This is a genomic window from Pseudomonas sp. RG1, from assembly GCF_025910115.1.
Classification (GTDB): domain Bacteria; phylum Pseudomonadota; class Gammaproteobacteria; order Pseudomonadales; family Pseudomonadaceae; genus Aquipseudomonas; species Aquipseudomonas atacamensis.
On sequence record NZ_JAPCIK010000016.1, the window covers coordinates 193,555 to 203,988 of the forward strand.

Sequence of the window (10,434 nt, forward strand, 5' to 3'; positions counted from 1 at the left end):
TTTGCCGAAGCGGCTAGTTCATCTTTTCAATCGCTTGTTCAAGCAACAACCGTCGATGTCGCAAGTTGAACGACAAACCGTCCGTCGTTGCCACTTCGGCTACAAGAGCCACAGATTGAATTGGCTGCCTGTTACAAGTTGTTGGGTCTGAAATATATAAACTTGATTGTTGTTTATGAATGCTTTGAAGTTTTAGCTGTGATCGCATAAGTTTTGCTCTCGCGAAATTCTTTTGCGTATTGATAGTTAACTTAAATGGAATTTAAAAGCATGAATTTGAATAATCTCAAGAGCATCTTTGTGGGTGCCTGGATTTTAGCTTCGGCTATTACCGCTCAGGCCGCTACTGACATGCCGAAACACATGGTGTTTGCTTCGGATACTCAATATCCGTGGACGGACAAGACCGATCGCCGCATACCCGAATCCGATTCCGAATTCAAAGAGCGCTCGAAATGGCTGGTGGAAACCCAACTTGCGAGCATTGCCGAATTCAGAAATCAAAACGGCTCTCAAGCGCAGGTTCCCTTGATGATCAATGGTGATATAACCGCATTCGGGCATGGCTGGCAGCGCTCGTTCATGAAGGATCTGCTGGATAAACATTTCAAGGGCGAATATCTCTACGGCCTTGGTAATCACGACTATGAAAACAATGTCGATGATTGCTTTAGCAATAGCTGTGCGGCAGGAAGTATCGTCGAGTTCAAAGAGCATCATGAAGGTAAGGTCGATAACTTCGATCTGAAGATTACCAGTGGCTTTCTGAGCAAGACCTATTCGGGCAGTCTCGCCTATTCGAAAAATATCGGTGAAGTGCATATGGTTCAGCTCAACAACGAACCGACCTATACCGCCCGGATCGCTCATCCATTGAACCCGACGACGTTCGAAATCAACGATGCGCTGGATTGGCTCGAGACGGATCTCAGGCTGGCGCGAGCGTCGGGCTACGCCATCATCATCAACATGCATAAGCCGTTGAACCATATGGGAACCCAGGCGCAACAGAAACGCTTCTACGACATGGTTAACAAATATCGAGTGACGGCGATTTTTGCCGGCCATTTGCACGAGGACGGAGGTGATGCCTATCAGCAAGGTAACGTGCCCATGTACCTGAGCGGCAGTACCTCTCAGCAAACCTATCTGATTGCCAGTTTCACTGAGGATCGCAAGCAACTCCAGGTGTACCTGGTGAAGAACAACCAATGGCGCAATCGAACGTTGATCGACACCACTGTGGTGCATTCAATCTTCGCCCAACGCCCCTGACAAAAGCCCCGCCGCTGATAGGGCGGGGTCTTCATCAATCAGGTGTTGGCAGCGATCCATGGGTTGATCAGATTGACGCCGCTGTGTTGGAAGTCCGCAATGTTGCGAGTTACCAGCGTAAGCCCGTGTACAAGCGCGGTGGCGGCGATCAAGGCGTCGCATTCATTGCTGCGGTCGGGAACATGCAATCGTGCGCACCGGATGGCGACGCTGCTATCGACCGGCAGGATTCTGCCAGAGAACGCCGGTTTGACGTGATGTTCCAGCCAGTTGCGCAGCAGTTGGCCTTGTGAAGGGTCACGACGTTCGATACGCAGGACGCCCGTTTCCAGTTCCAGCACAGTGATTGCGGATAGATACAGGCTGGCTGGGGAAATGCTGTTTGCCCATTTCACCACATGCCTGTCGGCTTGGTTTTTGCGCAACTCGGAAACTACATTGGTATCCAGCAGAAACATCAGGAAAGGTCCACGCTGCGAGGAGTGATGACGGCGCGCTCGGGCTCGAATTCGATTTCAAGCGCATCCGGCATCGCCAGTAGCTCAACGATGCTGGTCTGGCAACCGGTCAGTTTCTGGTACTCCTCGATGCTGAGCAATACGTGGGCAGGCCTGCCTCGGTCAGTAATGATCACTGGACCTTGATGCGTGGCTTTTTTGGCTGCACTGGTGTCCTGGTTGAACTCGCGGCTGGAAATAGTGGTGATGGCCATCATGTTTGGCCTCCAGAAATTCTGATGTAGGAACGTTACTACCTTAAGATTTCCCCCGCAATCGGAAAGGCGGGTAGAGGACGATCGGTTTGTCACTTTCATAAGGGCACCGGCGAAGGCGCCTCCCGCCAAGGCGTGAGGCGCTGGATATAGGGCGTAAATTCGGTGTTTTTTGCTGCCCTTGTCAGAGCAATCTACCGCCGCCGAGGCCGTCGAGTCCGCCACCGTTACCGGGGTTGTTCATGGTTTGCTGCGATACCTCGAGTAACGGTTTCACAGTTCGTTCGAACCCTGCCCAATGGGTAGAGCCGGGTTGAGGCTGATTTTGCAGTGTGCTTTGGTCATCTTTCGACATTGGGGCTTCATCCTTGAAGTGGAGCCGATATGGCTTATCGGGGCGAAAAAAACCTACCGTGCATCTCAGCTCAGGTCCATCGAGCAAGCGTTTCGAATCGTGAATGCCAGCATGAAAAAAGGCCCCGCCAATTCCGATTGGCGGGGCCTTTTTTGCTTCAAGCGTTGGCCTTACTCAGCCTTCGCCTCCGGTGCTTTTTCACCGTGAGACAGGCTGTAAACATACGCCGCCAGCAGGTGCACCTTGTCATTGCCCTGCAGTTGTTCCTGCGCCGGCATCTGGCCCTGACGGCCGTAGCGGATGGTCTGCTGCAGTTGCGCGAAGCTCGAGCCGTAGATGAATGCGCCCGGATGGGTCAGGTCAGGCGCACCCATGGCCGGGGTGCCTTTACCGGCAGGGCCGTGGCAAGCCACGCAGTTGGCGGCGAAGAGTTTCTGGCCGTTGGCCGGGTCGGCCTTGGTGCCTTCCGGCAGTTTGCGCCCGTCGAGGTTGGTCACCACGAAGGCCGCTACGTCAGCCACGCCTTGCTCGCCGATCACTTCCGCCCATGCCGGCATCACCGCGTGGCGGCCGCCCATGATGGTGGTCTTGATGGTTTCCGGCTCACCGCCCCAGCGCCAGTCGGCGTCGGTCAGGTTGGGGAAGCCATAGGCGCCCTTGGCGTCGGAACCGTGGCACACCGAGCAGTTGGACGCGAACAGACGGCCGCCCATTTTCAGTGCTTGCGGATCCTTGGCAACTTCTTCGATCGGCATCGCCGCGAACTTGGCGAAAATCGGACCGAAGCGAGCGTCCGAACGGGCCATTTCCTTTTCCCACTCGTGGACGCCGGTCCAGCCGGTCTGGCCGTTGGCGAACGCGGTCTGCTTCTCGGTATCCAGATAGTTGTAGCCCGGCAGCAGACCTTTCCAGTTGCCCAGACCCGGGTACAGCACCAGATAACCCAGCGCAAAAATGATGGTGCCGACGAACAGCATGAACCACCATTTCGGCAGCGGGTTGTCGTACTCCTCGATCCCGTCGAAGGAGTGGCCGACCGTCTCGTCCGTCTGTTCGCTGCGCTGGCCCTTGCGGGTCGACAGCAGCAGCCAGGTCAGGGCGAAGATCGTACCGAGACTGAGGACTGTGACGTACAGACTCCAGAATGTAGTCATTCTTTGTTACTCCTAGAAGCTTGCTCGACGTGCTTGATGGCTTCGGGATCATCGGCAAAAGGCAGCATGGTCGCGTCGTCGAATTCCGACTTGCGCTTGGGGCTGAACACCCACAAGGCCAGACCGATGAAGGCCACCATCACGACCACGGTGCCCAGGCCTCGAATCATCCCGATATCCATCAGATTCACCGTTTGCTTTTGATGATGGTGCCCAGGCCTTGCAGATAGGCCACCAGCGCGTCCATTTCGGTTTTGCCCTTCACGGCATCCTGTGCACCGGCGATGTCTTCGTCGGTGTAAGGCACGCCGAGGGTGCGCAAGACTTCCATTTTTTTCGCGGTTTCCTTGCCGTCGAGCTTGTTTTCCACGAGGAACGGGTAAGCCGGCATTTTCGACTCGGGGACCACGTTGCGCGGGTTGTACAAGTGCGCACGTTGCCAGTCATCGGAGTAACGACCGCCCACACGGGCCAGGTCCGGACCGGTACGTTTGGAACCCCACAGGAACGGGTGATCCCAGACGCTTTCACCAGCAACCGAATAGTGGCCATAGCGTTCGGTTTCAGCGCGGAACGGGCGGATCATCTGCGAGTGGCAGCCGACACAACCGTTGGCGATGTACACGTCGCGGCCTTCCAGTTCCAGCGCCGAACGTGGCTTCATGCCCTCGACCGGCTTGTTGGTGACGTCCTGGAAGAACAGCGGAACGATTTGGGTCAGGCCACCGACGCTGACGGCGATGACCATGAAGAAGGCCAGCAGGCCAATATTCTTCTCGACAGCTTCATGCTTCATCAGTGAGCTCCAACGACGGCAATCTTGGCGGCGGCTTCGGCTTCAACCGGATCCCACGCACGAACGGTGCGGTACACGTTGTAAGCCATCAGCAGCATGCCGCTGGCAAAGAAAGCACCGCCCAGCGCACGGACGATGAAGCCCGGGTGGCTGGCCTGCAGCGCTTCGACGAACGAGTAGGTGAGGGTGCCGTCATCGTTGATTGCACGCCACATCAGGCCTTGGGTGATGCCGTTGACCCACATCGACGCGATGTAAAGCACGGTGCCGATAGTGGCAAGCCAGAAGTGCGCATTGATCAGCCCGGTGCTGTGCATTTGCGCACGGCCGAACAGTTTCGGAATCATGTGGTAGATCGCGCCGATCGAGATCATCGCTACCCAACCGAGGGCGCCGGCGTGTACGTGGCCGATGGTCCAGTCGGTGTAGTGCGAGAGCGAGTTGACGGTCTTGATCGCCATCATCGGCCCTTCGAAGGTCGACATGCCGTAGAACGCCAGCGACACCACGAGGAAGCGCAGGATCGGGTCGGTGCGCAACTTATGCCAGGCGCCCGACAGGGTCATCATGCCGTTGATCATGCCGCCCCAGCTTGGCGCCAGGAGGATGATCGACATCGCCATGCCCAGCGATTGTGCCCAGTCCGGCAGGGCGGTGTAGTGCAGGTGGTGCGGGCCGGCCCAGATGTACAGAGTGATCAGCGCCCAGAAGTGCACGATCGACAGACGATAGGAGTAGATCGGACGTTCGGCCTGTTTCGGCACGAAGTAGTACATCATCCCGAGGAAGCCGGTGGTCAGGAAGAAACCCACCGCGTTGTGGCCATACCACCACTGGATCATCGCGTCAGTGGCACCGGAGTAAGCCGAATACGACTTGAACAGGCTGACTGGCAGCGACATGTGGTTGACGATGTGCAGCATCGCGGTGACGACGATGAACGCGCCGTAGAACCAGTTGCCGACATAGATGTGCTTGGTTTTGCGCTTGGTGATGGTGCCGAAGAACACCAGACCGTAAGTTACCCAGACAATCGCCAGCAGAATCGCGATCGGCCATTCCAGTTCGGCGTATTCCTTGGTGGTGGTGTAACCAAGCGGCAAGGTGATGATGGCGCCGACGATGACCGCTTGCCAGCCCCAGAAGGTGAAGGCCGCGAGGCTGTCGGAAATCAGTCGCGTCTGGCAGGTTCGCTGCACGACATAGTAGGAAGTGGCAAACAGTGCACAACCGCCGAAGGCGAAAATCACCAGGTTTGTGTGCAACGGGCGCAAGCGTCCAAAGCTCGTCCACGGCAGACCGAAGTTCAGTTCCGGCCAGACCAGTTGCGAGGCGATGAAGACACCGAGCCCCATGCCAAGGATCCCCCAGACCACCGTCATGATGGCGAACTGGCGGACTACCTTATAGTTATAAGCAGTCGGACTGATTGCTGTGCTCATTCTAAGGTTCCACGGTTTGGGTATTTTTATAGGGATAAAATCGGCCGCAAGTATGTATAAAGCAGGGGGTCATTGCAACGCGCCATGACCTGGGTCAATGCTTTCCAACGCTGATTCTGCGGCCTTTCCATGCGCCGCGTAGGGTCAAAAATGGCCTCTGACAAAATGTCGCAGTGCGCGTAAAAAGCTCGCAATCCTGATCGCCGTCAACGGTGCCCGTTCACAGGTCGTGATCGGGGAATTGCGGGCAATCGGCGCAACAGCCGTTATCTACCTGCGTTTGCGGCGAATCCATCAGCCGGTTCACGGCGCGCATCGTTCGGGATTGATCTGGAAACCGACTTCAGCCGGTCCGCTTCGATGAAGCGTAGACCCGAATCCGGGGTTCCGAAAGGAGAGGATCCAAGGGGTGCGACAATGCGTCGCAAAGGGGCGGGAAACTGCCGCAGCGAGAAAGCTGCGGCAGTGGTGTACGCAAATGCTATTTCTTGTTGTCTTCAGTTATAAGTTTTTCTGTGTTCAATCCGTGGCTCAGGCTGTACACATAAGCGGCAAGCAATTGCACTTTATCGTTGCCCAGCAATTCGTTCTGCGCTGGCATGTGTCCCTGACGACCATGGCGAATGGTCTGTTCCAGTTGGGTCAGGCTGGTGCCATAAATGAAGCCGGCCGGATGGGTCAGGTTGGGTGCGCCCATGGCGGGGGTGCCTTGACCCGTTGCACCGTGGCAAGCCACGCAAGTGGTGCTGAACGCTTGCTGCCCGGCTTGCAGATCCGCCTTGCTGTCGGCAGGTAGCGGCAGGCCGGCCAGTTCGTGGCGCACATACGCGGCAACGTTTTTCACCCCAGCCTCACCGAGCACTTCGCCCCAGGCCGGCATCGCCGCCATCCGCCCACCCATGATGGTGGTCTTGATCGTCTCGGCATCGCCGCCCCAGCGCCAGTCGCTGTCAGCAAGGTTGGGGAAGCCGAACGCGCCCTTGGCATCCGAACCGTGGCACACCGAGCAATTGGAGGCGAACAGACGACCGCCCATTTTCAGCGCCTGCGGATCCTTGGCCACTTCTTCCAGGGGCATGGCGGCGAATTTGGCGAAGATCGGACCGAACCGGGCGTCCGCCTTGTTCATTTCCTTTTCCCATTCGTGCACGCCGGTCCAGCCATCCTCGTAACCGGGCAGGATGCCTTTCCAGTTGCCCAGGCCCGGATACAGAACCAGATAGCCCACCGAGAACACCAGCGTGCCGGCGAACAGCATGAACCACCACTGCGGCAGCGGGTTGTCGTACTCCTCGATGCCGTCGAAGCTGTGGCCCATGGTCTGGTCGACGCTGCCCTTGGTCTCGCCCCGACGGGTGCCGATCAGCAGCCAGGTCAGGCCGATCAGGCTGCCAATGGTCAGTACGCAGATCCACGTACTCCAGAAGGTGGTCATGGCCGGGTACTCCTTGTTTCAGGGGCTGAAATTGTTTCGGGTAGTGGTTCGTCGGCGAACGGCAGCAGGCGTGCTTCGGCGAATTCCGGGGTGCGCTTGCGGTTGAACACCCACAAGGTCAAACCGACGAAGGCGACGAACACCACGACCGTGCCGAGGCCGCGGATCAGGCCTGCACTCATTTCAATGACCATGGCTCACCTCTTGCTCTTGATCGCAGTGCCGAGCACTTGCAGATAGGAAACGAGGGCGTCCATTTCGGTCTTGCCCTTGAGGCTGGCGACCGCGCCGCTGATGTCGTCGTCGGTGTACGGCACGCCGAGGGTGCGCATGGTTTTCAGCTTGGTTTCGGTGTGGCTGCTGTCGACCGCTTGGGTGACCAGCCACGGATAGGCCGGCATCTTTGATTCCGGCACAACGTTGCGCGGGTTGTACAAGTGCGCGCGGTGCCAGTCATCCGAGTAGCGCGCACCAACCCGGGCGAGGTCCGGACCGGTACGTTTCGAGCCCCACAGGAACGGGTGATCCCAGACGCTTTCGCCGGCAACCGAGTAGTGCCCGTAGCGTTCGGTTTCGGCGCGGAACGGGCGGATCATCTGCGAGTGGCAACCGACGCAGCCTTCGCGGATATAGATGTCGCGACCTTCCAGTTGCAGTGCGGTATAGGGCTTCATGCCCTCCACCGGTTTGTTGGTGACGTCCTGGAAGAACAGCGGGACGATCTGGGTCAGGCCGCCGATGCTCACGGCGAACACCATCAGCAGCATCAGCAGGCCGACGTTCTTTTCAATCGTTTCGTGTTTCATGGCGGACTCCTCAGGCCATCTGCGCGGCAGCGACGACATCAGCAGGCTGCGAGGCCCGCACGGTGCGCCAGGTGTTGTAAGCCATCAGCAACATGCCGCTTAAGAAAATCGCCCCGCCGATCAGCCGCACGACAAAGCCCGGATGGCTGGCCACCAGGGTTTCAACGAAGGAGTAGGTCAGCGTGCCGTCCTCGTTCACTGCGCGCCACATCAGGCCCTGGGCGATGCCGTTGACCCACATCGAGGCGATGTAGAGCACGGTGCCGATGGTCGCCAGCCAGAAGTGCGCATTGATCAGGCCGACGCTGTGCATCTGCGCCTTGCCGAAGATTTTCGGGATCATGTGGTACAGCGCGCCGATCGAAATCATCGCCACCCAGCCGAGCGCGCCGGCGTGAACGTGGCCGATGGTCCAGTCGGTGTAGTGGGAGAGGGCGTTTACCGTCTTGATCGCCATCATCGGCCCTTCGAAGGTCGACATGCCGTAGAACGCCAGCGACACCACGAGAAAGCGCAGGATCGGGTCGCTGCGCAACTTATGCCAGGCGCCCGAGAGGGTCATCATGCCGTTGATCATGCCGCCCCAGCTCGGTGCCAGCAGGATCAGCGACATCACCATGCCCAGCGATTGCGCCCAGTCCGGCAGCGCGGTGTAGTGCAAGTGGTGCGGGCCGGCCCAGATGTACAGGGTGATCAAGGCCCAGAAGTGCACGATCGACAGGCGATACGAATACACCGGACGCTCGGCCTGTTTCGGCACGAAGTAATACATCATGCCGAGGAAGCCGGCGGTGAGGAAAAAGCCCACAGCGTTGTGCCCGTACCACCACTGCACCATAGCGTCGGTTGCACCGGCGTACACCGAGTAGGACTTGGTGAAACTCACCGGCAACTCGAGGTTGTTGACGATGTGCAGGATCGCCACGGTGATGATGAACGCGCCGAAGAACCAGTTGCCCACATAAATGTGTTTGGTTTTGCGCTGCATGATCGTGCCGAAGAACACGATCGCGTAGGCGACCCAGACGATGGTGATCAGGATGTCGATCGGCCATTCCAGTTCGGCGTATTCCTTGGAACTGGTGTAACCCAACGGCAGGCTGATCGCCGCCAACAGGATCACCAGTTGCCAGCCCCAGAAGCAGAACGCGGCGATTTGCGGCGCGAACAATTGCGTCTGGCAGGTGCGTTGTACCGAATAGAAAGAGCTGGCGAACAGCGCGCAGCCACCGAAGGCGAAGATCACCGCGTTGGTGTGCAGCGGGCGCAGACGGCCGAAACTGGTCCAGGGCAAATTGAAGTTGAGTTCCGGCCAGACCAATTGCGCCGCGAGAAAAACCCCGAGGCCCATGCCGACGATGCCCCACACCACCGTCATAATGGCGAATTGGCGGACCACCTTGTAGTTGTAGGCGGTACTGATAGAAGTGTTCATGGTTCCCCATCCACGGTTCAGCCGAAGTGAGCGCGCGCAAACGACGCGAATCCTTCGCCTGGAGTTATAGGCAGACTAAAAGCGAGGCAAGCATGGACAAACAGCACAAGGCCAGTATTGACGGGGATCAATGGGCGCAGTGTGTGCTCGATCATGGGTGGCTTTGGGATGCCGCTGTTGGTGAGGCTTCAGCAACGCTGATTCTGGCGCACGGGGCGGGGGCGCCGATGGATAGCGAGTGGATGAACGACATGGCTGGGCGCCTTGCCGGGCTTGGGGTCAACGTGTTGCGGTTTGAGTTTCCGTATATGGCGCAGCGGCGGGTGGATGGGGTGAAGCGGCCGCCGAATCCTGCGCCGAAACTGTTGGAACGCTGGCGGGAGGTGTTTGCGGTTGTGCGGCGTCATGTCGCTGGGGTTTTGGCGGTTGGCGGCAAGTCGATGGGCGGGCGAATGGCGAGTCTGGTGGCGGATGAGTTGGGGGTGGATGCGTTGGTGTGTCTGGGGTATCCGTTTTATGCGGTGGGGAAGCCGGAGAAGCCGCGGGTTGAGCATTTGGCTTCGTTGCGCACGCGAGCGTTGATTGTGCAGGGGGAGCGGGATGCTCTGGGGAATCGCGAGGCGGTTGAGGGGTATTCGTTAGCGCCGGGGATTGAGGTGTTTTGGTTGGTGGCGGGGGATCATGATTTGAAGCCGCTCAAGGCTTCTGGCTTTACGCACTCCGATCATTTGGCGGGTGCTGCGCAGAAAGTATCCGAGTTCCTCAAGGGTTAACCGAGATTCTGTTTTCCATGGAGATCGGCTCCCTTTCCCCCTCGCCCCCTTGGGGGCGGTCCGACGTTTCGGGAGGGTAGGGGTGAGGGGGTTAGCTTTTGATCTTGCTCTTGGGGGCATATCCGTTGCTTCGGGAGCTGCGGCTGGCGGTTTCGCCTGACGGCGACTTACTTTTTTACAAGCGCCAAAAAAAGTAAGCAAAAAACGCTAGCTCCTACGTTCGGCCCTCGCAGGCTCGGGTCCCTTCGCTC

Annotated in this window: 12 protein-coding genes; 2 read left to right on the forward strand and 10 right to left on the reverse strand. The window is 58.2% G+C overall.

From position 1 onward, the window contains the following. Positions 1-270 precede the first annotated feature (270 nt). Entirely contained in the window at positions 271-1,275 is a 1,005-nt protein-coding gene (locus tag OK411_RS10330) for a metallophosphoesterase family protein (RefSeq protein ID WP_264364822.1), read from the forward strand. A gap of 38 nt (positions 1,276-1,313) precedes the next feature. Here the strand turns inward: OK411_RS10330 and OK411_RS10335 are convergent, their stop codons facing one another. The 10 genes from OK411_RS10335 to ccoN (OK411_RS10380) all read right to left on the reverse strand — a co-directional run bounded on the left by OK411_RS10335 (position 1,314) and on the right by ccoN (OK411_RS10380) (position 9,410). Further along, positions 1,314-1,733, reverse strand: coding sequence for a type II toxin-antitoxin system VapC family toxin (locus OK411_RS10335; protein WP_110601377.1), 420 nt, complete (start codon positions 1,731-1,733; stop codon positions 1,314-1,316). Next, on the reverse strand, positions 1,733-1,987 hold the full coding sequence (locus OK411_RS10340) for a type II toxin-antitoxin system Phd/YefM family antitoxin (protein ID WP_038861980.1): 255 nt from the start codon (positions 1,985-1,987) through the stop codon (positions 1,733-1,735). The genes OK411_RS10335 and OK411_RS10340 overlap by 1 nt, the downstream gene beginning before the upstream one ends. A 525-nt stretch (positions 1,988-2,512) precedes the next feature. Continuing rightward, on the reverse strand, positions 2,513-3,496 hold the full coding sequence (gene ccoP, locus OK411_RS10345; protein ID WP_024012333.1) for a cytochrome-c oxidase, cbb3-type subunit III: 984 nt from the start codon (positions 3,494-3,496) through the stop codon (positions 2,513-2,515). Beyond that, a complete protein-coding gene (locus OK411_RS10350; RefSeq protein ID WP_016775513.1) occupies positions 3,493-3,678 on the reverse strand; it encodes a CcoQ/FixQ family Cbb3-type cytochrome c oxidase assembly chaperone in 186 nt (61 codons plus the stop codon). The genes ccoP (OK411_RS10345) and OK411_RS10350 overlap by 4 nt, the downstream gene beginning before the upstream one ends. Positions 3,679-3,683: 5 nt before the next feature. Beyond that, positions 3,684-4,292, reverse strand: a complete 609-nt coding sequence (gene ccoO / locus OK411_RS10355; RefSeq protein ID WP_007917161.1) for a cytochrome-c oxidase, cbb3-type subunit II — start codon at positions 4,290-4,292, stop codon at positions 3,684-3,686. Next, positions 4,292-5,734 carry a cytochrome-c oxidase, cbb3-type subunit I gene (gene ccoN / locus OK411_RS10360; protein WP_264364823.1) on the reverse strand — a complete coding sequence of 481 codons (1,443 nt, stop codon included), beginning with the start codon at positions 5,732-5,734 and terminating at the stop codon, positions 4,292-4,294. The genes ccoO (OK411_RS10355) and ccoN (OK411_RS10360) overlap by 1 nt, the downstream gene beginning before the upstream one ends. Before the next feature lie 481 nt (positions 5,735-6,215). After that, positions 6,216-7,169: a cytochrome-c oxidase, cbb3-type subunit III gene (ccoP, locus tag OK411_RS10365; RefSeq protein ID WP_263469603.1), complete on the reverse strand. Its 954-nt coding sequence runs from the start codon at positions 7,167-7,169 to the stop codon at positions 6,216-6,218. Then, on the reverse strand, positions 7,166-7,363 hold the full coding sequence (locus OK411_RS10370) for a cbb3-type cytochrome oxidase subunit 3 (RefSeq protein WP_016773878.1): 198 nt from the start codon (positions 7,361-7,363) through the stop codon (positions 7,166-7,168). Before OK411_RS10370 ends, ccoP (OK411_RS10365) begins: the two co-directional genes overlap by 4 nt. A 3-nt stretch (positions 7,364-7,366) precedes the next feature. After that, positions 7,367-7,975: a cytochrome-c oxidase, cbb3-type subunit II gene (ccoO, locus tag OK411_RS10375; RefSeq protein WP_003223389.1), complete on the reverse strand. Its 609-nt coding sequence runs from the start codon at positions 7,973-7,975 to the stop codon at positions 7,367-7,369. A 10-nt stretch (positions 7,976-7,985) separates the two neighbouring features. Beyond that, positions 7,986-9,410: a cytochrome-c oxidase, cbb3-type subunit I gene (gene ccoN, locus OK411_RS10380; RefSeq protein WP_024012337.1), complete on the reverse strand. Its 1,425-nt coding sequence runs from the start codon at positions 9,408-9,410 to the stop codon at positions 7,986-7,988. 92 nt (positions 9,411-9,502) lie between these two features. On the opposite strand from ccoN (OK411_RS10380), the gene OK411_RS10385 reads away from it, so the two are divergent. Next, positions 9,503-10,183, forward strand: a complete 681-nt coding sequence (locus OK411_RS10385; RefSeq protein ID WP_264364824.1) for an alpha/beta family hydrolase — start codon at positions 9,503-9,505, stop codon at positions 10,181-10,183. Positions 10,184-10,434 lie beyond the last annotated feature (251 nt).

Coding starts and splice junctions, on each gene's coding strand:
- OK411_RS10330 (WP_264364822.1), top strand. CDS start 271: ATGAATTTGAATAATCTCAAGAGCATCTTTGTGGGTGCCTGGATTTTA.
- OK411_RS10335 (WP_110601377.1), bottom strand. CDS start 1,733: ATGTTTCTGCTGGATACCAATGTAGTTTCCGAGTTGCGCAAAAACCAA.
- OK411_RS10340 (WP_038861980.1), bottom strand. CDS start 1,987: ATGGCCATCACCACTATTTCCAGCCGCGAGTTCAACCAGGACACCAGT.
- ccoP (WP_024012333.1), bottom strand. CDS start 3,496: ATGACTACATTCTGGAGTCTGTACGTCACAGTCCTCAGTCTCGGTACG.
- OK411_RS10350 (WP_016775513.1), bottom strand. CDS start 3,678: ATGGATATCGGGATGATTCGAGGCCTGGGCACCGTGGTCGTGATGGTG.
- ccoO (WP_007917161.1), bottom strand. CDS start 4,292: ATGAAGCATGAAGCTGTCGAGAAGAATATTGGCCTGCTGGCCTTCTTC.
- ccoN (WP_264364823.1), bottom strand. CDS start 5,734: ATGAGCACAGCAATCAGTCCGACTGCTTATAACTATAAGGTAGTCCGC.
- ccoP (WP_263469603.1), bottom strand. CDS start 7,169: ATGACCACCTTCTGGAGTACGTGGATCTGCGTACTGACCATTGGCAGC.
- OK411_RS10370 (WP_016773878.1), bottom strand. CDS start 7,363: ATGGTCATTGAAATGAGTGCAGGCCTGATCCGCGGCCTCGGCACGGTC.
- ccoO (WP_003223389.1), bottom strand. CDS start 7,975: ATGAAACACGAAACGATTGAAAAGAACGTCGGCCTGCTGATGCTGCTG.
- ccoN (WP_024012337.1), bottom strand. CDS start 9,410: ATGAACACTTCTATCAGTACCGCCTACAACTACAAGGTGGTCCGCCAA.
- OK411_RS10385 (WP_264364824.1), top strand. CDS start 9,503: ATGGACAAACAGCACAAGGCCAGTATTGACGGGGATCAATGGGCGCAG.